21 protein-coding genes are annotated in these 20,463 nt (G+C 39.4%); 3 read left to right on the top strand and 18 right to left on the bottom strand.

Translation table 11 applies throughout. From position 1 onward, the window contains the following. Positions 1 to 11: 11 nt before the first annotated feature. The 11 genes from DWB64_RS15965 to DWB64_RS15915 all read right to left on the bottom strand — a co-directional run bounded on the left by DWB64_RS15965 (position 12) and on the right by DWB64_RS15915 (position 10,651). Positions 12 to 503 (bottom strand): molybdenum cofactor biosynthesis protein B, encoded by a 492-nt coding sequence (locus DWB64_RS15965; protein WP_129489243.1) that lies wholly within the window; start codon positions 501 to 503, stop codon positions 12 to 14. Next, on the bottom strand, positions 500 to 958 hold the full coding sequence (locus DWB64_RS15960) for an MOSC domain-containing protein (protein ID WP_129489242.1): 459 nt from the start codon (positions 956 to 958) through the stop codon (positions 500 to 502). The genes DWB64_RS15965 and DWB64_RS15960 overlap by 4 nt, the downstream gene beginning before the upstream one ends. 36 nt (positions 959 to 994) lie before the next feature. Further along, a complete protein-coding gene (moaC, locus tag DWB64_RS15955; RefSeq protein WP_129489241.1) occupies positions 995 to 1,471 on the bottom strand; it encodes a cyclic pyranopterin monophosphate synthase MoaC in 477 nt (158 codons plus the stop codon). 2 nt (positions 1,472 to 1,473) lie between these two features. Continuing rightward, a complete protein-coding gene (gene moaA, locus DWB64_RS15950; protein WP_129489240.1) occupies positions 1,474 to 2,433 on the bottom strand; it encodes a GTP 3',8-cyclase MoaA in 960 nt (319 codons plus the stop codon). Continuing rightward, the gene (locus DWB64_RS15945; RefSeq protein ID WP_129489239.1) at positions 2,434 to 4,335 is read right to left on the bottom strand and encodes a molybdopterin biosynthesis protein; all 1,902 of its coding nucleotides are present in this window, start codon (positions 4,333 to 4,335) and stop codon (positions 2,434 to 2,436) included. Positions 4,336 to 4,345: 10 nt separating this feature from the next. Further along, entirely contained in the window at positions 4,346 to 5,581 is a 1,236-nt protein-coding gene (gene glp / locus DWB64_RS15940) for a gephyrin-like molybdotransferase Glp (protein WP_129489238.1), read from the bottom strand. Between the two features lie 13 nt (positions 5,582 to 5,594). After that, positions 5,595 to 6,227 carry an ATP-binding cassette domain-containing protein gene (locus DWB64_RS15935; RefSeq protein ID WP_129489237.1) on the bottom strand — a complete coding sequence of 211 codons (633 nt, stop codon included), beginning with the start codon at positions 6,225 to 6,227 and terminating at the stop codon, positions 5,595 to 5,597. Then, complete coding sequence (locus tag DWB64_RS15930) at positions 6,217 to 6,918, bottom strand: ABC transporter permease (protein WP_129489236.1); 702 nt, start codon at positions 6,916 to 6,918, stop codon at positions 6,217 to 6,219. The genes DWB64_RS15935 and DWB64_RS15930 overlap by 11 nt, the downstream gene beginning before the upstream one ends. Before the next feature lie 2 nt (positions 6,919 to 6,920). After that, positions 6,921 to 7,805, bottom strand: coding sequence for an extracellular solute-binding protein (locus DWB64_RS15925; RefSeq protein WP_129489235.1), 885 nt, complete (start codon positions 7,803 to 7,805; stop codon positions 6,921 to 6,923). Between the two features lie 60 nt (positions 7,806 to 7,865). After that, positions 7,866 to 8,537, bottom strand: a complete 672-nt coding sequence (locus tag DWB64_RS15920; RefSeq protein ID WP_129489234.1) for a HesA/MoeB/ThiF family protein — start codon at positions 8,535 to 8,537, stop codon at positions 7,866 to 7,868. Between the two features lie 209 nt (positions 8,538 to 8,746). Further along, positions 8,747 to 10,651, bottom strand: coding sequence for a sigma-54-dependent Fis family transcriptional regulator (locus DWB64_RS15915; RefSeq protein ID WP_129489233.1), 1,905 nt, complete (start codon positions 10,649 to 10,651; stop codon positions 8,747 to 8,749). A gap of 853 nt (positions 10,652 to 11,504) precedes the next feature. Here DWB64_RS15915 and DWB64_RS15910 point away from each other — a divergent pair. Next, positions 11,505 to 11,936, top strand: a complete 432-nt coding sequence (locus tag DWB64_RS15910; protein ID WP_129489232.1) for a CPCC family cysteine-rich protein — start codon at positions 11,505 to 11,507, stop codon at positions 11,934 to 11,936. A 167-nt stretch (positions 11,937 to 12,103) separates the two neighbouring features. Continuing rightward, positions 12,104 to 12,478, top strand: a complete 375-nt coding sequence (locus DWB64_RS15905; protein WP_129489231.1) for an HD domain-containing protein — start codon at positions 12,104 to 12,106, stop codon at positions 12,476 to 12,478. 90 nt (positions 12,479 to 12,568) lie between these two features. Here DWB64_RS15905 and DWB64_RS15900 read toward each other — a convergent pair whose 3' ends face one another. The 5 genes from DWB64_RS15900 to DWB64_RS15880 all read right to left on the bottom strand — a co-directional run bounded on the left by DWB64_RS15900 (position 12,569) and on the right by DWB64_RS15880 (position 17,647). Continuing rightward, entirely contained in the window at positions 12,569 to 13,303 is a 735-nt protein-coding gene (locus DWB64_RS15900; RefSeq protein ID WP_129489230.1) for a hypothetical protein, read from the bottom strand. 54 nt (positions 13,304 to 13,357) lie between these two features. After that, positions 13,358 to 14,434, bottom strand: a complete 1,077-nt coding sequence (locus DWB64_RS15895; protein WP_129489229.1) for a hypothetical protein — start codon at positions 14,432 to 14,434, stop codon at positions 13,358 to 13,360. Continuing rightward, positions 14,415 to 15,167, bottom strand: coding sequence for a DUF4085 family protein (locus DWB64_RS15890; RefSeq protein ID WP_129489228.1), 753 nt, complete (start codon positions 15,165 to 15,167; stop codon positions 14,415 to 14,417). The genes DWB64_RS15895 and DWB64_RS15890 overlap by 20 nt, the downstream gene beginning before the upstream one ends. A 173-nt stretch (positions 15,168 to 15,340) precedes the next feature. Then, complete coding sequence (locus tag DWB64_RS15885; protein ID WP_129489227.1) at positions 15,341 to 16,291, bottom strand: serine hydrolase; 951 nt, start codon at positions 16,289 to 16,291, stop codon at positions 15,341 to 15,343. Positions 16,292 to 16,537: 246 nt separating this feature from the next. Next, positions 16,538 to 17,647: a DNA alkylation repair protein gene (locus tag DWB64_RS15880; RefSeq protein ID WP_129489226.1), complete on the bottom strand. Its 1,110-nt coding sequence runs from the start codon at positions 17,645 to 17,647 to the stop codon at positions 16,538 to 16,540. A gap of 233 nt (positions 17,648 to 17,880) precedes the next feature. On the opposite strand from DWB64_RS15880, the gene DWB64_RS15875 reads away from it, so the two are divergent. Then, positions 17,881 to 18,840: a hypothetical protein gene (locus tag DWB64_RS15875; RefSeq protein ID WP_129489225.1), complete on the top strand. Its 960-nt coding sequence runs from the start codon at positions 17,881 to 17,883 to the stop codon at positions 18,838 to 18,840. A gap of 338 nt (positions 18,841 to 19,178) precedes the next feature. Here the strand turns inward: DWB64_RS15875 and DWB64_RS15870 are convergent, their stop codons facing one another. Beyond that, on the bottom strand, positions 19,179 to 19,727 hold the full coding sequence (locus tag DWB64_RS15870; RefSeq protein WP_129489224.1) for a hypothetical protein: 549 nt from the start codon (positions 19,725 to 19,727) through the stop codon (positions 19,179 to 19,181). A gap of 114 nt (positions 19,728 to 19,841) precedes the next feature. Continuing rightward, on the bottom strand, positions 19,842 to 20,462 hold the full coding sequence (locus tag DWB64_RS15865; RefSeq protein WP_129489223.1) for a hypothetical protein: 621 nt from the start codon (positions 20,460 to 20,462) through the stop codon (positions 19,842 to 19,844). Position 20,463: the final 1 nt, after the last annotated feature.

Below are 20,463 nucleotides of genomic sequence, written 5' to 3'. Positions count from 1 at the left end.
ACGCTTAAGCGTTATTTACTTGCACATTCTCTGGCATCTCCGATTAAAATATCAATGCCATGAGCTATAGGCTCTAAAATCACCTCCAAACATTCTTTTACTGCTTTTGGACTTCCTGGTAAATTGATGATGATTGAGTCCCCACGAATCCCTGCGACCGCTCTGCTGAGCATGGCTTTGGGTGTTTTCTGAAAACTGATCCACCGCATGGCTTCAACGACTCCCGGACAAGCGCGTTCGATGATCTGAAGCGTTGCTTCAGGCGTATTGTCTCTTTTAGAAAAGCCTGTGCCCCCTGTGGTCAGTATCAAATGACACTTTAAATCATCTGCCATTTCCATCATAGCAGCCTTGAGTTCAGGAAGGTCATCTGATACAATGATCTGTTTTAGGACTTGATAGCCTTGTGCTTCAAGCATTTTTCTTATCAGTTCTCCACTCTCGTCTACTCTTAGCCCCTTTGAACCTTGATCGCTGGCGACGATGATGCCTACTGTTCTCATAAAATCACCCTTCCATCCAAAATTTCTACCTTAATTTCATCACCTACCTTGACAACACCTCCTACCAAGACTTTTGTAAATATGCCTTCTTTAGGCATAACACATTCTCCAACCTGTTGCTTAATCGCACAGCCGTGGTGACATTCCTTACCAATTTGACTCACCTCGTGTACGGTCTCACCGATATACAACTTGCTGCCCACTGGGATTGTCCAAAGGTTTAAACCTTCTGTTGTAATGTTTTCTGCAAATTTACCTGTGCACAAGCCCTGAACACCTTTTTCACGCATTTTATCAACACTCTCATTTGCCAAAAGGCTGACTTGACGATGCCACTTACCTGCATGTGCATCCCCTTCGATGCCAAAATCAGCGATAAACTTTGCTTCTGGTATGGAGTTTTTAGGCACCCCTTTGGTTTCACTAATGCTTATTGCCAATACTTTTCCGACCATGAATACACCCTCCTTTTTAGATGATTCGACTGCTTTCTATTTGTTTTTTATATAGTGGCCGCTTTTTCCACCTATTTTTTCCTTTAAGTAAATATTTTGAATCACCATGTCCTTATCTATGGCCTTACACATGTCATAAATCGTAAGTGCTGCAACAGAAACTGCTGTCAGCGCTTCCATCTCTACCCCTGTTTTCCCCATTACTTTTACTGTGGCAGTTATGCGGATTGTATTCTCCGCCTCGATCAAATCAAAGCTTAGATCCGCACCCGTGAGGTTTAAGGGGTGACACATGGGGATGATATCACTGGTCCTCTTAGCGCCCATAATTCCAGCTATCTGTGCGACTGTGATCACATCGCCTTTTTTGACACCGCCATTTTTAACCCTTCTAAAGGTCTCCTCAGAAACGACGATTTCACCTGTGGCTATGGCAGTTCTAAGTGAATCTGTTTTTTCATCGACAGAGACCATCTTAGCATAACCCGCTTCATTGATGTGTGTTAAGGGCATTTCTAACCTCCTATGGTGTACATATTTCTGCGAATCGGCACAGAATTTGTCTGATTTAATTGGTGAGATTCTGGTTTGGCTGCAACCGCATTTAAAATGATTTGTTTCAAGTCTTCTGGTTGATTCAAGTAAGGTCTTAAATTGATCTCAGAACGATCATGAAGGCAGGTCTTGAGTATGCCGTCCGAGGTGATTCTTAATCGGTTGCACTGATCACAAAAATGATCAGATATGGGATTGATCATCCCCACCGTCCTGCCCGTTGGCAAGTGTTTATAGTATCTGCAAGGTCCACCATTGCCATGTTGTGCGATGGGTATTAAATCCTCCCTTTCGGAAATAAAGGTGTTGAGGTTGATGAATTTTTCCTTGTTCCAAGAAGCCGCTTCGCCAATTGGCATCAATTCAATAAATCGGATCTCAATGGATGGATCAAAGGCATTTAAAAAATCATCAAACTCATGATCGTTTTCACCTTTGATGAGGACAACATTGATCTTTATAGGTTTCAAATCAAGTTTTAAAGCTTTATCTATCCCTCTCAAAACAGAGGCTAAATCTCCACCGCGGGTCAAGCGCCGATAGGTCTCCGGATTTAAAGAATCTAGGCTGATGTTGAGTCTTGAAAGGCCTGACGCTTTCAAATCATCAAGTTGGTCTTCAAGCAAAAGCCCGTTGGTAGTCAAGGTGACTTCCTCTATGCCTTTAATATCACGAATGCCTTTAATCATGGAAGCTAGACCCTTTCTGACCAAGGGTTCACCGCCAGTCAGTCTGACTTTTTCTACGCCCATATCTGCCATGCTTTCAACGAGTTTTATAAAGTCCTCATTTCTCAGTATACTATCATGAGCGCGTTTTTCACAACCTGATTCTGGCATACAATACTGACACCGGAGGTTGCAGCGATCCGTAACCGACAGACGTAAATATTCCATTTTACGACCAAAACTGTCTTGCATTTATGCCCCTCCAATCGTGATGTATTCTAAAGTATCCAGTTCGTAACCACCAGCCTCGTCCAGTCTTTTTTTGAACGCCTCATGCTCTAAAATGCTGATGAAATCCTTAACACCTTGAAGCGACATGAAGCGCTTTGGAATCAGAAAATCATAATCTTCTTTAGCTAAAGGCTTGTAGGCAAGATTCATTTGTCTAGCGACAGATTCTATACCAATACCTACATCGGCATTGCCCGTCAATACAGCAGATGCGACTGCTGTGTGCGTTAGAACTTCAGTGTTGTAACCGATGATATCTTCTCGACTGATGTTCAGGCTTTGGATCAGATGATCCGTTAATAAACGTGTGCCAGAACCATTTTGTCTGTTTACAAACGTGAGTTTCTTTAATGCGACATCAGCAAACTCATCGATCATAGGCGATTCTTTTCTCATATAGAAACCCTGCCATCTTTTTATTCCTTTAATGAGCACCAATTCTTCACCTGGCAAGTAGCGCTGAAGGTCTTTTAAATTATAGAGCCCAGTCTGTGCATCCAAGAGATGGATCGGCGCCAGATGAGCCTCACCTCTTTTGATGGCCATGATCCCGCCCATGCTGCCCACATGCGCAGACTGTAAATAACTTTCCTTTTTTTCTTTGATCAAAAGATCTGCGATCCAATCCATGATCAAATCGTGACTGCCGATTGCCACCAATCCTTTATGGAGATCCAAGTGGCTTCTCGTCATTTCAACCCTTACGCGGCTCCCCGCAGTGTAACCTTCAGATGCTTTATCTATGGTTAAAATACCATTGGCTTTGACAAGAGACATGGTTGAAGCGGCACCTCTTTTTAATGGCGTGGCGATTAAAGTATCATCGACATATCCCAGCTGTACTCGAACGAATTCCTTGTGTTTTAATGCAGAAGGTACTGCTTGAGAAAGACTCGCTTCTACTACTGGTTTCGGTTTTTTTGTCGTGTCCAGCATCGGCATGACAAAGTGCTTAAAGGTCATGTATGCCGAAACCGGATAGCCCGGAATACCGATTACCGGTACCTCGTTTATAGCACCGAGTATCGCAGGTTTACCGGGTTTGATGTCTATGCCATGAACCCATACTTCACCCAGTTCCCTGATCAAGGACGCCGTATAGTCCTCACTGCCCGCTGACGATCCCGCGTTGATGATCACAATATCGTTTTCACTTACAGCGGTTTTCAAGGCTTCAAGCAACAAGCTTTTATCATCAGGCACAATCGGATACCGATTTGGAATCCCACCGCCCTCGATGACGAGACCTGAAAACATTCGGCTGTTGGATTCTAAGATGTCCCCTGCTTTTAAATCCGTACCAATTTCGACAATTTCTGTTCCGGTTGGAATCAGTCCAACCTTAAGCTGTGCATGCACCTTGATGGATGAAACACCGCCACTGATCAAAGCCCCCAGATCCACGGCTGTGAGCTTATGATTTCGAGTGACCAGCATCTCGCCGACGACAAAGTCCTCACCCACCATTCGCACATGTTCCCACGGGTGACTTGGCGATAAAATCTCTACACTATCCTCATCGATCACATGAACATCCTCTATCATTATCACGCTGTCAAAGGGTGGCTGGATCAAGTCACCCGTATCAACGAAAATAAAATCTGTATTTTTTTTCAAGATTACCGGATGGCGTTCATCCGCCTGATAGGTTCTTTCCGAAATAACTGCGATGCCGTCCATGGCAGAGGCATTGAAGTTGGGATTAGAGTATTTGGCATAAACCGGCTCATAGGTGATCCTGCCATAGGATGTTTCTGTTGGGATTTCTTCAAAGGTATTACAAAATCGATTTGCCGTTTTTTCTTCAAAACATTGGAGTGCATCCTCCAAAGTAACCGTCTGTAAATAAATATTCCTTTTCATAACGCCTCCATCATAAGAGATAAGCAGTCAGCTTATCCCCCTTCATAACGCCCTCATGATGCATAGGTATGACAACATAAGCATTGGCTTTTGCCAGTGCACTGACCATGCCAGACTTGCCATATAAAATATGCGCCGTCAGAACACCCTCCTTTTCAACCAGCTGAACCAGCTGATAGACATCTCTTCCACTGGCTGCATAAAGCTGAAAATCAGCTGTGCACTGCACGCTTTTAATTTCATGTTCTTTTTTATCGACACAGTAGTTTAAGAAGGGTTCGACCAAGGCTTTTAGTGTAATGAAACAAGCCGCAGGATGACCGGGCAAGCCAAAGATGGCCTTTTGATCTACCTTTCCTACAATAGTTGGTTTTCCAGGTTTTATCGCAAGTCCATGAATAAAGACATTTTTATTCTCTCTATCTTGAGACAGACTATCAATGACGGTTTGAGTCATATCCTTGGTGCCAGCGGAACTGCCACCTGATAAGATCACGACATCCGCCATTTGAACAGCTGTTTTTATGCTCTTTTGAAGATGGTCAAAATCGTCTTTTACGTGATTGATGAAAATGACTTCACAGCCACACCCTTCAACCACACTTTTAATAATATGACTGTTGCAATCTCTCACTTGACCGTATTCGGGTTTCAATGAGACCTCAACCAGTTCATCGCCAGTTGAAAGGATGGCAATCTTAGGTTTTTTAACTACAGAAAGCTGATGAATCCCAAGGCTTGCCAGCAGTCCCATGTGTCGAGCGCCTAATTTAATGCCTTTAGGGAGAAGTAAGCTGTCACTTGACACATCTTCTCCAACCTCAACGATGTGCTCGCCAAAGCGAGGTGTCGAAAATACAGCCACATCAGGTCCAATGGCCTCTGTGTGTTCTATCATAACCATGGCTTCTGCCCCCAAGGGAATTTCGCCACCGGTAGGTACATACAAAGTCGTTCCAGCTGCAACGGGTTGATTTGCCTTTTTCCCGATTTCCACTTGACCCAGATGCGCCAAAAGAATCGGTGATTGTTCAGAAGCGCCTTGAGTGTCAGATAATTTCACTGCATAGCCATCTACCATGGATCTTCTAAATGAAGGCAGGCTTTCGACAGCATAAAGATCCTCAGCTAAATACCGATGAACTGCGCTTCCCAGCTCAACCACTTCGTGAGTTTGAATCGGTTCAAATTTTTCCTTCAACAGTGTCAGGGCATCAGAGACCTTGACGACGTTTAAATAGGCCATAATATTACTCCTTCTAGGTTGAAATTGCGCTCAGTACTGGATGACCAGGCTCATTGCTTTTCTTTAAAATCCATGATTTACCCGACAGACGTTTTGCTTGTTCTAAATCATGACTGACCAACAATAGGGTATGATTGGGGCTTTTAATATAGTCTAATAGAATTTCCTCAATTTTTCCAACGGCAGAACTGTCAATATTGGCAGTGGGTTCATCGAGCAGTAGGATTTCTGGATTCCAAACTAGAGCGCGACCCAAGGCCACTTTTTGCTTTTCTCCAGAGGAGAGGGAAGTGGCCGTGCGCTGCTCAAGTCCCTGTAGACCTAAGCGCTTTATCATCGCCATCACCTTTTCTCTACTTGACGGATCGCTTTGCCGCGTGAGTGTAAATGGATATTGGATATTTTCAAGCACAGTGCCATGCAGCATGTAGGGATTACTACCTGAATAGGTACATGAACCTGTTTTTATGACAGTGCCGGTATCCGATTTTTCAAGACCTGCCATAATTTTTAAAAGGGTGGTCTTGCCCGTCCCATTCTCACCGCTAATACAGTGACAAATCCCCTTTTCAAACTTAAGATTAAGATCTTCAAATAAGAGTTTGCTTTTAAAGGATTTACTCAGTGATAAGCACTCAATCGACATAAGATCGCCCTCCTGTCATATGATGGGAAATGCCATTGACGATCAGAGAAATGGTCAATAAGACAATGGCCATGGCAATGGATTTTTCATAAGCCCCCATACTGTTGTTCATTGTGATGAAGGTGGTCATAACCCGGGTCTGTCCCTTTATATTACCACCTACCAGCATAACGGCTCCAACTTCAGAGATGGCCCTTCCAAATCCAGACATGATCGCCAGAAGGACAGAAGCCTGCAGTTCACGGATTAATAAGAATAGGATCTCTCTCCGGTTTGCACCTAGAGTCTTAGCGACCTCATAGGCTTTCTTTCCTTTTTCTCTTGCTGTGCCGAACAAAATACCTGTCACGATGGGCAGTACTAAAACAAACTGCGCGATAACCATGGCCTCAGGCGTAAATAAGAGTTCAAATGTACCAAGAGGTCCCTTTCTCGAGAGAAAAATCGTGACAATGAGTCCAATAACCACTGGTGGGATTCCCATACTTGTAAAGAGGACGCTGCCATATAACTTTTTTAAAGGGAAATTACGGATGCCTGTATAAATACCAAGCGGCAATCCGATCAAAGTCGCCAATAAGGTCGAGAGACCAGAAACCATTATGGACAAGAAGATGATTTTATAAATTTCTGAATCGCCGCGAATCAGCAGCAAGAAGGCTTCTTTGAATCCGTCTAAGATATAGTCCATGACTACTCCTTCGCATTGGGTACGAATAAGGGTTGTCCAAATTGATCAACACCAAAGGTCCTAATTTTTTCTTGTGTTTCTTTAGATAAGATCCAATCAACAAATTGCTGCGCTTCTGCCAGATGAACTGCTGGATTCTTTTCAGTATTAACTGCAATTACACCATACTGATTCAGCAATTCTGAAGATTTTTCAACAACAACTTCTAGATCAAGATTTTCCTTCATACTTAAGTAAGTGCCTCGATCCGATAAGGCGTAGGCTTGCATTTCGTTTGCCATTTGAAGGACTTCACCCATGCCCTTACCCGCTGAGATGTACCAGCTTCCTTGAGGGTCTAGTCCAAGGTTTTTCCATACAGCCAGTTCTTTTTTATGTGTGCCAGAATCATCGCCTCTAGAAACAAAGCGTTTGCTTTCGTCATAGAGATATTGAAAAGCGCCATTTATGTCTTGCTTGTAAACTTCAGGCAAGGGCTCTGCGCCTAAAAGAACGAAATCGTTGTACATCACATCAAATCTTTCAATGCCGTATCCGTCTTCAACAAATGCCACTTCTGAAGCTTTTGCATGAACCAAAAGAACATCCGCTTCTCCCGTTTTTCCCATTTCAAGGGCCTGTCCGGTTCCTACAGCGACAACCTTGACCTCTATACCTGTTTTTTCAGTAAAATCTGGTATAATCGCATCCAGCAAACCCGTATGATCGGTGGATGTCGTCGTCGCGAGTACGATGGATTGGACCGCTTTAGCAGGATCATTCGCATTGGTATTGACTTCATTTGCGGAATCATCATTAAGGACAGCCTTGTTCACACATCCTGTAAGAGCAATAAGCGCAATCAATAAAAGCAGTGCTGTAATTCTGCTACTCAAAGATTTAATCATTTTCTAGTCTCCTAAATTTATATTTATCAAATAAATCATTCAATTTTCTCAAGTAAGTTTTCAGCTTATAATTTCAAAATCATTTTCCAGCAAATCCACATACAGGATTTTTTCTCTCATCAGATTTCCTCGATTTAAGAGGACTTTTATGGCTTCAGAGACCTGATAACTGGCTATGGTCGCTGGTGTAAAAGACGGATTTCCCACTTTGATTTCAATCCCTTTGTCTTTGGTTTGCTTCAGATGGTCTCTTACCAATCGGTCCTCTGGAAACACGGTACTCACTTGGCCATACCACCCAGCTATTGCACCATAGATATAAGGTAGCCCCAATGTGCGACATGCGTCGATTACGATTTGTCTAATCTCATTAGAATCCAGTGCATCGATGATCAGATCGTGTCCCTTGATAATATCGAGGACATTTTCTTGATCCACATAGGTTGCGACGACTTTAACCATGATCTCTGGATTGATGACTTCAACACGCTCACTCGCAGTAAAAGCCTTTGATTTGCCAAGTGTTTGCATGGTGCTTAAAAGCTGTCTATTTAAATTGGATTCGTTGAACACATCGCCATCTACGAGCGTCAGATTCCCTATGCCAAATCGCGCCAACATCTCGATCACATAACCACCTAATCCACCACAACCTATAATACAAACGCTGGATTGATTGAGCTTTTCCTGTTCTATTTTTTTAATAATGCCATTGCGATCATATCGATCCATCGGGTACCTCCATAACATAAAACGGCGTCGCTAATAATATACGCAAGTATCTTGCCAAAAGTATTTTTATTGCATTGTAAGGCTTGGGTCTTGCTCAGCAAACAACACTGTTCCATTAACGAACGTTTTAGTTATAAAAAACCGTTCCACAACAGAACAATGTTCTGTTGTGGAACGGTTTGATTTTTATATCGCTCCTTTTCAAGGCATCACACTTTAATTCCATATTGCTCTATTTTTCTATAAAGTGTGTTTCTGCCAATACCAAGATCCCTGGCAGCGATGGTGATGTTAAATGCTGTCTGGTTGAGTATGCGTTCAATATGAATCTTTTCCAGTTCTTCCAATCGCGTAACATTAGAGTAAACAGCCTCTGATTCCTTGTTTTCTCCTGTTGAATTCACTAGATTGACGGTTTCATCATCCGTTTTTCTAAACCGCCCAAACTCTGGTATTCTTCTGGTGTTGAGCATTAATTCTATGATGTTTTCGAACTCTCTGACATTACCTGGCCAATCGTACTGTGTGAGCTGATGTATAAAGGTTTCAGGAATATCCATAGGATTTTTATTAATGGATTCTGATATTTTTTGATTAAAGTGATCTGCCAGTAAAGGAATATCCTCAAGGCGTTCACGCAAGGTCGGCAAATGAATCGGCAAGACCTTTAATCGGTAATACAAATCCAATCTAAAGTTGCCTTTGTTGACCTCTTCATACAAATCCTTATTGGTCGCTGCTATAATTCTGACATCTACAGGGAACTGTGAGTTGCTTCCGATTCTGGATACCATCCCCTCTTGAATCACTCTAAGGAGTCTAGTTTGAAGATCTAAGGGCATTTCTCCTATTTCATCTAGAAAAATCGTTCCACCATCTGCGATCTCAAATTTTCCAGGGTTGCCACCGCGTTTAGCGCCTGTAAATGACCCTTCTTCGTATCCAAACAACTCAGATTCAATAAGACTTCTAGGGATAGAGGCACAGTTGAGTACAATAAAGTTTTTATTCCTTCGGTTACTGTGGTTGTGGATCGAATGCGCGAAAATTTCCTTACCTGTGCCGCTTTCACCCGTCAAGAGTACGGTTGACTTGCTGTCTGAAATTTCGATGCCAAACTGGATGACATCCTTTATCTGTTTTGATTTGCCGATAATTTGATCAAAGGTGTACATCGCGCGCCTACCCATTATTTCATTGGCCATTTTATGCACTTTTTTCACATCGCGAAGCACGAGGATCACCGCTTCAAGTTGATTGTCCTCACCTGCAATAGGGTAGGCACTGACGTTGACGTAGGACATGTTCGACAGACCTAAAACGGATATTTCCTCGTTCTGAAATTCCATGCCGTTGCGACAAGCTTCTAAAATTTCATCGAATTGATCTATATATTTGGTTACAACTTTTGATTTAAAATTGATTTCATTGGTCCTAAACAATTGAAGCGCTTGCTTGTTGACGGTTTTAATGCGTCCCTCAATATCACAAGAAATAATCGACGCTTGTATGGAGTCCAATAAACTTTCTATAAATTGAGCACTTTCTCTGATCAGATGCGTTTTTGCAGTGAGTTTCATGGTGTTTTCGATCGCATTTACAGCAGCGACGACCATGCCCAGCGTATGAGGATGCACGTTGTCGATATAGCCGGTTAAATCAAGGGTTCCAATGATGTCACCATTTTCAGCTCTAATGACTGCAGCCGAACAGGTCCATCTATAATAGGCACTGATGCTGTGTTCCCGCCCAGATACTTGAACTGGCACATGCTCTACCAGAGTCGTTCCCATGGCGTTGGTCCCAATATTCGCCTCATCCATAAAGGCACCCGGCACCATTTTTAGTTCATCCGCTGCCTGTAGGATTTCATCATCACCTATAATAGACAGAATACAGCCTTCAGCATCCGTGAGGATGGCAAAGAATTCAGAGCCTTTAACGAAGCCATACAGCTGATTCATAAAGGGCTCTGCAGCTACGATAAGGTCTCTATTTTTTATGATTCTTTCTCTTAACGAAGTGCCATCTATGATTTTTCGGCTATAGACGAGTGACTCTTTAATGCCATAAGACTTGCTCCGCGCACGGGATCTCGCTATCATGTCTTTCATATTAGAACCTCCTGATCAAGTGTTCCCTTTTAGAACAGTTTATCAAGATATTTGGGATTTGGCAAATGAAATCAAGTCGACAACACTCTTCCATATTCATTACACAAGGGATGAATGAAAGGTGCCGCTCACCCGTAGACTGCATGTCAATGCCACACTTATATGCACGACATTCACATACCGTCTCTCGGTGAGCGGCACCGGTTTTTTTCTTTCGTAATGGCACACTATATCTTATCCTATTTATCAGTAAAGTTATGATATAATCAAATTACAAGAAAACCGATAAACATTCTCAACTGAAAAGGAGAAATTTATGAAAATCACAATGAATCAATATATATCGAGAAGACTAGACGGGGTAGAAGGTGAAATACCAAGACTTATTCATATGCTTAATAAATGTTTTAAGCAAAAAAACTTCATTAACTTCTGGAAATATTGGAATCCTATATATGGTTATATTCTGGGCTATTATGTTCGGAAACCACTTCGCAAAATATTTCCTCAGAAGATTGCGAGGTCATTAACTTTAGTGATAAACGGTATGTTTCATGACATTGTAGTTTCCTTAATCATTGGGAGAATATTTTTCAGTGTTACGCTACTCTTTATTATTTATAGTCTTATTCTTGTGATTGAGGAGAATTTTAACATAGAGATGAATACTACTTTTTCAAGAATAACCTATAATATGACTATATTATTAGTGCCATTTTTTCTTCTAATAATTTTGTTTTAATGTATTTTATGGGTGTCAATTATATTACGTTTACCTTAAATACCATACTTGTGTGGTATTTTTTTTATATAATTTAATGAATGAATTAAACTATTGATAATGGAGTGAAAGATGAGAAAAGACTGGTTTGAGTGGTATGTTAATGAGCTAGGTAAAGCTAAAAAATGGGTGAAATTCAGGGCAAGATACTTGTGTCCATGCTGCTTTATGCCAACACTTGATGAACGTGCTAGTTATGATATTTGCCCAATTTGCTTTTGGGAAGATGATGGACAAGATTCTGACGATGCAGATGTTGTTAGATATGGGCCAAATTCAGACTATTCATTAACTGAGGCAAGGATAAACTTTAATAAATTATTTACTATGTATAGAAAAACTGAAGCCAATATAGATCTTTTGGCTTTACTAAGGAAAAGAGAAACCGGTAGGAGAACTCTTTATGAAGCTTTACAGAATGCAATTGAGAGTAATAGCGATGACGATTGGTCAATAGCAATGGATATTGAAGTAAGGTATAGAGAGTTAGATTTTGATTCTTAGAAGTTTGATAAATTGTAAAGCGAAGCTTCTGATTTGTGTGGCTAAGGCATTAATCATTGTTTAATTAAATAGACTAGTGTATTGAAGTGTAATTGAATTACGAGAGAAAAAATTGAACGAACAACTTGAGGATATGCCGAATTGGTTTGTTCAGAATTGGGGAAATTATGATTTATAAAGATGTTCATAATTTATCAAGATATATTGGTGATAATCTTGATAGATCTGTTGATATGATATTTAATGCTTATGGTCTTCAGGTCAGTAAAAGACATGTCAAACGTGTGGCTGGTTATATAGTAGAAACTGCTAGACTATTGGATATCAATGAAGAAAAGGCAAAAGTTGCTGCTCTACTACATGATATTGGAGGCATTGTACCATGTAAGGAACGGATTGACTATTGTGAATTACATGGAATTAAACTATGTGAAGAAGAAAGAGAACTTCCTTTGATTATTCATCAGAAAATATCAAAACATATAGCTCACACTCAATTTAAGATTAAGCACTCCGTGTCAGTCATGCTCAGCCACACTTAATTAGTTACCTAAAGCAGTGTGGCTGAATATGACCGAAACGGAGTGGGGTTCCTTAGCAACGATTCGTGTGTATTTAAATCATGTCACCACTTACAAATCTTCCACATTTTTATAAGTCACCTGATTGTTGTTTTGATCTACCCAAACAACTTGATCAAAATCTAGTGTTAACTGCTCTTTAGTTACTAACATAAGCGTTTGACTACATCCATAAAGTGAGGCTCCATCTATAACGCTTGAATCCAATTTAATGAAAAGTGTATTTTTATCTATGGCTAAATTGTAGTCTTTTGCAGATAAATCATATTCATCAAGGGTCGAATCGATTAGTTTTTTTAGATGGGCTGATACACCTCGTTGACTATAAAAAACATCGGTAGAATCATAGCTTTGTATAAAACTAGCCGTGTCGGGATTATAAATATAATGTGCGATTAAATGATTATCCAAATAGAGTTTATAAACTTTCAGATGGCTTTTTAGATCCTCGGGTTTACCAATATAACTGGAACGTGTTTGATTTGCCGCTAAAAATAGATAATAGTGATTAAAGGATTCATTGATGCTATCGATTGTCGCTTTATTGGTAAAATAATAACTTGCGGTTGCAAATTCATCGTCATAAACCATGTTCACAGACTTTAAACCGGTACTGATGTTTCGATTGGTTATGAATGTCTCAGAATACCAAATCGAACCTTCTGATAATAAATCATTTACCTTTTCTCCCTCATAACTTATATCCGCCGACTGCGAACCGCATCCACAAGTTACAACAACGCTTATAATAACCATTGCAAGTGATAGCATTTTAATAATTTTCATAACGCCTCCAATATCCCAGTTTTGAGTTTTAGATGTTATTGAATGACTTTTATCCTACATGCAAGACAGTTCGCTGTCTTGCCAGATTTTCAACTCTTTGCTTATGCTAAGAAGCGATTCGTCTAAAGGAAAACTAAACCCTTCACAACCCTTTTGACAGTTTCCATGTTCGGTGCCTGTTTTCCTGTCACACCCATAGTTCTTAGCAATCTTTTCTCGTAAGAAGTCTGGGAATCCGTCGATTATGTCAGTATACTTTTCCGTATGCTTTGTCTTTAATATGATACGGTAACCGTTATGAAAAGATCCCGAAAATCTCCATATTGCCTTTCTTTTAAATGAATAAATGATATGGGTGCAGAAAAACCCTAGTTCTACATTACACTCCATTCCAGAATCTAAATAGTGCTGATGAAGCTGTAACACAAGATTTTCTAGTGCATCTGGTAACGGATGAACAAACTCTTTCACGACTGGCGAAATAGCTGCATCCCCATTTTTCAGCACCCTGTAATCACAACGAAGTAAAATGTCATCATTCTTACGTGTTGCCAGTTCATTCTGTGCATACCCCAATACCTTCCAACCTGTAAGCATAATCGGATGATCAGGATACATAATTTCAATTGCTTCAACTTTTGATACATCAGGTTTTTTTGCACTCAAATCAATACCAATAAAGCAAATACCACACTCCGTTAAAAACCTCAAACATTGGATCATTTGAGGACCGGATATTTTTGCAGTTGAATTCTTATTTAAAGATTTCTTTAGACTGAGAATATCCCACCCAACGACCATTAGAGAATCACCATTCTCTGACAATATAGCATGATGACCTATGTTAATTAGTATACTTCTAATATTGTTTAAAAATGGGAACTCAACCGTTAAAGTTGTTTCATCTGAAAATTTTTCTTTTCCTTTTCTAAGTATGTCGCATAAACTTTCGTCTTCTATCAAACAATCGCAAAGTCGATCAATAAAATCTCTGAATGCAAGCACACCATTTCTGATGTTCTCCTCTTCTGAAATGCTTGCATACATCGTGCTGATTTTATATGTATCTGGAACATTCACCGGCAATAATTGTTTCAAGTACCTTGCCATGTCACCTAGTGTTTTCTGCATATACTTTCCCTCCTTTATCAATGTCAAAAGTGATGTCGCTGCAACTAACAATTAAATCATGATTTGTGTGGGCGTCTGAGAAAAGCATATGTGCTTCATATCCATTTGGCTTTTTATATAACTCTTCATATATCCAGTAGCTTCCTTCAATATTTTCCTCACAACTAATCTTTGCATCATGAAAGATCAACTTGTTATAGTTTGTAAAACCGCCACTGTTATCAAAAGTAATGATGATGTCATTACCTTTGATAACATTCAACACCTTGCAGTCATGAAATCCAAAATCGCTCAACAACTTTTCAGGAATTCCTTCATAAAGTTGAACATTGTAGTATTCGCTATCAACTTGTTGAATCCACTTCTCATTCTTCTTACTGTGCCTTTTTAGTTGACCCAACATTTCTTTAGTACAATATCCAAGTACAAAAACTCTATGGTCGGCAATTTGTGAATAGATTTCTGCTGGTACTCTATTCACCAGGCCTGCAAGTAAGGAGTTTTGAACTTCTTCAAACTGAATTTTACATGCCTCTACATCAAATGGTTCTCTTTTATCATACTCTTCAATGAGTTGATGAATGCTCTCCTTTTGCTCGGTAGGCATTTCATACACGATAGTATCCTCATCATTTAGTGGTTCAGCATTTATGAATTTTTCTGCCTTAACAAATACAGTATTCTCCAGGTTGAGCATACAGCGTGGATCGGTATTATATATTTTTCTTTGCATTTCAATAAATTCTTTTTTTTTCTTTTGTAAAGTCGAATATAGACACTTTCACTTCGTATCGCAGCATCTTTATGCGCTCTCAATCCAAAATGAAGATCTGTCCTTTGACTTATATCAAACCATTCCTTTGTACGATATCTCAAACCTTTACCTACCTTTAAATTAAATTTACTTCACTGCGCTACAGCGGCTTTCAAAATATACTCTTTAAAATACTCAAGCGGTTTTAAAGACTCTGGAAACAGTCTGCTTGTGAATACCACTACCAGATCAAAACTCGGTACAATGATAATATATTGACCGCCATACCCAAGCGCAAAATAGTACGAAACCTCAGTTGAATCTACAAGGTGCGAAGACGCCCACCAATGATACCCATAGTGCCCTATAGTTTCATAAGTAAGGTACCTAGCTGACACTGATTCCTCAACCCATTTTTTAGAGATAAGCTGCTTATCATTAAATTTTCCAGCGTGTAAAAACAGAGTGCCAAACTTGAGCATATCTTCTGATGTGATCTTTAGACCATCAGCACCAAGACTAACGCCTTGTCTACTGTGCCAAGTCGAATTTTTAATACCAAGCGGTGTAAAAAGATACTTCTTTGCAAAATCATGTGTACTCATTCCAGAAACTTGTTGTATGATGTCAGATAATAAATGAGAACACCCTGAATTGTAATTCATCTTCTCGCCAGGGTTTTCAATCAACGGTCTTTCCAAAATAAACTTATTGATATCTTTGCTATATACCATAGGTGCAAAACAATTCCATTCTCCAAATTCAGGCCAATGCGTTCCTGGTGTCATTGTCAACAAATGTTGAATTGTGATTTCTTGTTTTTTGATAGAATCCTCTTTTTCCAGGATATCAGCAAAATAATGAGATATCGGAATATGAATCGATTCAATTAACCCCATATCGATGGCAATGCCAATTAGTGCAGAAAGCACACTCTTAGTACAAGAACAAATGGTTTGCACATTTGATTTCACTTTCTTATTCTTATAATACTCAAATAGCATCTTGCTGTCTTTTTGTATCAAACAACTGAGTATCTTTTCATTTTTCAGCTTTTTTTCCAACTCATCAAGTTTTGACCGATCCACTTTTTGTCCTTTCATCTCATTGTTCAATAGTATTTATAATCATAACATCGTCCTAATGTTTATAGTATAGCTCTTGTAGCTGTCTTCAAAGTAGGAAAGTTTGGATATAAGAAAGGTATGGACAACAGTGCTGTTTATATCAAAGATGATTTAATTGTCAAAGCCCGATTCATTTTCTAAAGAACTTAAGTCGTTTATACATAAAACACTTGTAAAACCGCTGACAGTCACTCATATAGAGACTTTCAAGCTTACAATCCTCTAAATAGTGAGCGAAAATGCCCCCAGCTTATAATGGCTGCCATTCACTTTTAAACTGATTTGATACTGGCCAGAATACAATTTCTTAGTAGTCATCAACTTAAACTGGTGTTTTTTAGTCACCCTGATCGACTCGTCTTTTTTAAGTGATGCCTTTTTTATCTTAAAGACTTTTTCAGACCGTTTGCCATTAGCCATAGGATAATCAACCGTATAATCAATCATCAGGGACAAGGACTCATTTGCTTTAATCGTAAATTCAAACTCTAAAAAATCATTGAGTTTTAACTCATCCTTTTTAATTTTCATCTCACCAATGACAATATCAGGATTTGTGGGGTAACCCAAGAGTTCAAGGGCCTTGCTGTTTCCCCTCTTTATAAGGGTTCTTAAGGCATGGTTTGTAATGTAAGTCATTTCAGCTGGCTCTTGCTGATGTGTCTCTTGCCATCTTCTAAGGGTACTAATGACCAAGTTGGCATCTATCTTAGCTATGTCGTTCATATGATTCGCCACTGAACGGGTGACATATCGCTCTGAATCTGAAAAGAGTAAATCAAGAACTTCAATTGCTCTTTGGTAGTCGAAGTTAATGCCAATTGCCCAAGGAAGTTTTGGTCTTAACCCTTCTGAAGCCAGTCGCCTCCTATGATAGTTTTCACTTTTTGCCCACTGCATCACTGCTTTAAGCGTCTCTTCTGGAAAGGCATTGATAAAGGCACGTAGGGCAAACTCTGCAGAAAAGTAAACAGTAAATTTCCCCATATAGTCTAGTGATAAATCTAAATGTTCACTAGTGCAACCTCTTTTCATGATATAGTCCTGATAAGCACCAAATACAAAAACTTCGGTTTCATCAGGTACAAAGTCCAAGGATTTCTCAAGGATTTGAAGAGTGGTGGCATAGTCTTTGTTAATGTGTTTATCTATTAAATCAGAAATCAAAGCCATTCTTTCCTTTAGTTCAAGCTGTGGAAAAGCACTTAGTGCTTCATTAATTAGACTCTGAGAATCAAAATTCACATCAACAGAGGCTATGGCATTTGCCAGCATAGATACAGTCTCCTGATTAAACAACTGGTCTTTTAACGAAAAACTTGGTTCTGGCATAGTTGGTCTCCTTATTGCTTATGAGCTTAATTGACTGCTCTAAAGTGATCACTGCAGAAGCTTGTAATGAAACTAGCATAACAGGCGGTACTACATTAAATAATGCTTAATAGTGTCCATTGGGATTCATCAGTAAAAACATTCCTTTTCATGCTTCAAAAAGCATTTTCATACCTTATTACACCATATCTTAATAGTAATCGGTATAATTTAATAAATTAAGGGGGTCTTCTATGACAATTAAAAAAGCATTTTCAAAGCCATTATCAACAACACTCATTGTTCTCTTCTTGGTTCTGCTCACATGGAAAGCGTCACCACTTATCACCCTAACGCAGTCACAGGCAACTTTAACAAATATCAATTACGAGAGTTCCCTAAGTGTCACTCTTGACGAGCAAATCAAAATAGGCAAAACCACACTCCATCTAGACACCTACAGAGTGATTGGAGATCAACTGCAAATCGATTTTCATATGTCTAACCGCGGTAACTATTCTATTGAAAGTGTCGATATACTCTTAGAAGACAAAAATGGTCCAGTAGTTTTGTCTGGTTTGACAGGCACTGGCATGGGTACAATCGAATTAAACCTTAAGGATGCTCAGATAGAAGGACCGCTTAAGCTTTCTGTAAAAGACATGTATTTAGTCAAAATAAAGTCTCTTGGAAAGGCAAAAGATCAGCCAAAATCATTTGATGAAAATAACACTAAGTATGTCATAGAATATATCGACACTCCACTTTTAGGTCAACGCTATCAACTAACTTCTGAACCAAGCCTAAAGGGTACGGATATTGTCACACTTTATTACAGCGAAAATAAGACATGGGAAAAAGTCTATGTTCTAAAGCATGATTTACCGCTCCTATTGACTAAGGAAGCACTCATTGATATTGTTGGTCAGCAAGAGGACTATTTAGCTGAAAATGTCATTTCTAAACTTCAAGGCTATCTTGAAGAAAATGAAAATCGATTGATCTCACAAGAAGAACTTAAAGAAGGACTCATTTACTTAGAAAAAAATGGCGGTACTACCTTCTATCCAGATCTAAACGAAAACACATCAAGCCGTGTACTTCAATTTGAAGAAACTCCTGACCTAAGCACTTTGACCTTCGGAATATTCGAAAAAAACCTCTTTCCGATAACACCACTCGAAAAAGTTTGGTTAGATATCATCAATTTCTAAAATCATAAAAGTGTAAAAAAGCTTGGTACAATAAAATGTACCAAGCTTCAGACTGGAGACAAAGTCTTCAGGGTGGCAGGCTGTAGAGAAAGTTCAAGTTCAAGGAAAAAGAAAACCCTGCGGGCGCAGCGTATACAGACATACGTAAGCGTGCAGGGTTTTTGAATTGACGCAGAAATTGGACTTTGTCTACGGCCTGACGCTTGGTACAATAAAATGTACCAAGCTTTTTAATTACATAACTTACTTGTCATGCTCTTCTCTTAGTAACTTAATGGTTACTCTAATCCTATCAATCCATCGTGACAGGATATGTCGTATATCTCATTAAAGCCACCTTACTTGTGATTTTTACTTACTAAAGGCTTTAAAACACGCATAAGTATAAGAACAGTCAAGACCAAAAAAGCAAGGCTCAGAGTTCCCCATTTCAAAGTGCTGGCAATCGATGTTAAGGTTCCTAGCCATAACCACCATACTGGGAACAAAAGCATAACAAGGGTAGCCAGTAAGTTTTCAAGGTAATCAAAAGCAGTAGCAGCAATCGGCAACCAATATAGGTGATATAACCACCTAACCTTTAAGCCCTTTACTAGTTGAACAGTAAACGACAAAAGAAACAGCATGTAAACAAGAGGCCATACTAAGTCAAAGGTCCATCTTAGAATCACATAGGTGCGGCGTCCTTCTTGACCGTAACTTTCTGCAAAGTCGAATAACTCACTGCCACTATAAAAGAATGAAGTATCAGGTCCACCCAGCCCACCAACAGCTTCTTTTGTATAAGCAGAAACCCATGGTAAAACTAAAGCGATAAATACTGCAAATACAAGGCTTGAGAAGATTACGACCCACCAATTGATTTTATTCTCTAAAAAAGTTTTCACAAATCATACCCCACCTTTCATCCATAGACCAGAAGTCGGTTCCCCTTGCCCGATGGATTCACCATTATCTGCAAGTATTTTTCGATGCTAATTCTTATTCCTCAAGAATCATATTCATTTCATCATATTCATAATCCTTTTAGCGTATTGTTCCCATTCCATTTGGTCTGTGTTTATTACTTCTACTGGCAATCTCAATTGTTCAGTAATTTCGATCCATTTCTTCTGAGTTTTTATGTACTCTTCAATATGTGTATTTGTAACCTCTTCCCCAGTATATGTAGCTCGATGCCTTAGTCTACTTTCAACCATGCTATCACTTATGGTACATAACACCACAATTGGATTTATGCTTATCAGGCGCTCTTCAATTCTTAGGAGTTCATCACCCACTAATTCATTGTGTGCAAATGCGTAGTTAATGTAAAAACGCTCAAATACATAAAAAAGTCCTCTTGACTGTTTAGAATGCACTCCCATATTATCTGCGTATTCACTTAAATTCTCCAACATTTCAATCCTATCTGAAAGCACTTTAAGATTTTCATTACGAGTTAATGTCACTAGCTTGTCATGAACATAATTAAGCGATTGTGAATAATGTTCGCCTAAAAATATTGTGTTCCGTTCAGCATCTTCTAACAAGCCATGCTGCTTTCTTATAGCATTAAACATTGATGTCTTCCCAGAACACGATTGTCCTTCTAGAATGATGCCTCTGATTTGTTGTGCCATG

This window comes from Fusibacter sp. A1, from assembly GCF_004125825.1.
Classification (GTDB): Bacteria; Bacillota; Clostridia; order Peptostreptococcales; family Acidaminobacteraceae; genus QQWI01.
The sequence above is the reverse complement of the archived record's forward strand: the minus strand, read 5'-3'. Positions and strand labels throughout refer to the sequence as shown.

What these genes read in the sequence shown, in the direction of transcription:
- DWB64_RS15945 (WP_129489239.1), bottom strand. Translation starts at nt 4,335, where the DNA reads ATGAAAAGGAATATTTATTTACAGACGGTTACTTTGGAGGATGCACTC.
- DWB64_RS15960 (WP_129489242.1), bottom strand. Translation starts at nt 958, where the DNA reads ATGGTCGGAAAAGTATTGGCAATAAGCATTAGTGAAACCAAAGGGGTG.
- DWB64_RS15910 (WP_129489232.1), top strand. Translation starts at nt 11,505, where the DNA reads ATGAGAAAAGACTGGTTTGAGTGGTATGTTAATGAGCTAGGTAAAGCT.
- DWB64_RS15900 (WP_129489230.1), bottom strand. Translation starts at nt 13,303, where the DNA reads ATGAAAATTATTAAAATGCTATCACTTGCAATGGTTATTATAAGCGTT.
- DWB64_RS15965 (WP_129489243.1), bottom strand. Translation starts at nt 503, where the DNA reads ATGAGAACAGTAGGCATCATCGTCGCCAGCGATCAAGGTTCAAAGGGG.
- DWB64_RS15890 (WP_129489228.1), bottom strand. Translation starts at nt 15,167, where the DNA reads ATGCAAAGAAAAATATATAATACCGATCCACGCTGTATGCTCAACCTG.
- DWB64_RS15895 (WP_129489229.1), bottom strand. Translation starts at nt 14,434, where the DNA reads ATGCAGAAAACACTAGGTGACATGGCAAGGTACTTGAAACAATTATTG.
- DWB64_RS15885 (WP_129489227.1), bottom strand. Translation starts at nt 16,291, where the DNA reads ATGAAAGGACAAAAAGTGGATCGGTCAAAACTTGATGAGTTGGAAAAA.
- DWB64_RS15905 (WP_129489231.1), top strand. Translation starts at nt 12,104, where the DNA reads ATGATTTATAAAGATGTTCATAATTTATCAAGATATATTGGTGATAAT.
- DWB64_RS15865 (WP_129489223.1), bottom strand. Translation starts at nt 20,462, where the DNA reads ATGGCACAACAAATCAGAGGCATCATTCTAGAAGGACAATCGTGTTCT.
- DWB64_RS15915 (WP_129489233.1), bottom strand. Translation starts at nt 10,651, where the DNA reads ATGAAAGACATGATAGCGAGATCCCGTGCGCGGAGCAAGTCTTATGGC.
- glp (WP_129489238.1), bottom strand. Translation starts at nt 5,581, where the DNA reads ATGGCCTATTTAAACGTCGTCAAGGTCTCTGATGCCCTGACACTGTTG.
- DWB64_RS15935 (WP_129489237.1), bottom strand. Translation starts at nt 6,227, where the DNA reads ATGTCGATTGAGTGCTTATCACTGAGTAAATCCTTTAAAAGCAAACTC.
- DWB64_RS15920 (WP_129489234.1), bottom strand. Translation starts at nt 8,537, where the DNA reads ATGGATCGATATGATCGCAATGGCATTATTAAAAAAATAGAACAGGAA.
- DWB64_RS15930 (WP_129489236.1), bottom strand. Translation starts at nt 6,918, where the DNA reads ATGGACTATATCTTAGACGGATTCAAAGAAGCCTTCTTGCTGCTGATT.
- DWB64_RS15880 (WP_129489226.1), bottom strand. Translation starts at nt 17,647, where the DNA reads ATGCCAGAACCAAGTTTTTCGTTAAAAGACCAGTTGTTTAATCAGGAG.
- moaC (WP_129489241.1), bottom strand. Translation starts at nt 1,471, where the DNA reads ATGCCCTTAACACACATCAATGAAGCGGGTTATGCTAAGATGGTCTCT.
- moaA (WP_129489240.1), bottom strand. Translation starts at nt 2,433, where the DNA reads ATGCAAGACAGTTTTGGTCGTAAAATGGAATATTTACGTCTGTCGGTT.
- DWB64_RS15875 (WP_129489225.1), top strand. Translation starts at nt 17,881, where the DNA reads ATGACAATTAAAAAAGCATTTTCAAAGCCATTATCAACAACACTCATT.
- DWB64_RS15925 (WP_129489235.1), bottom strand. Translation starts at nt 7,805, where the DNA reads ATGATTAAATCTTTGAGTAGCAGAATTACAGCACTGCTTTTATTGATT.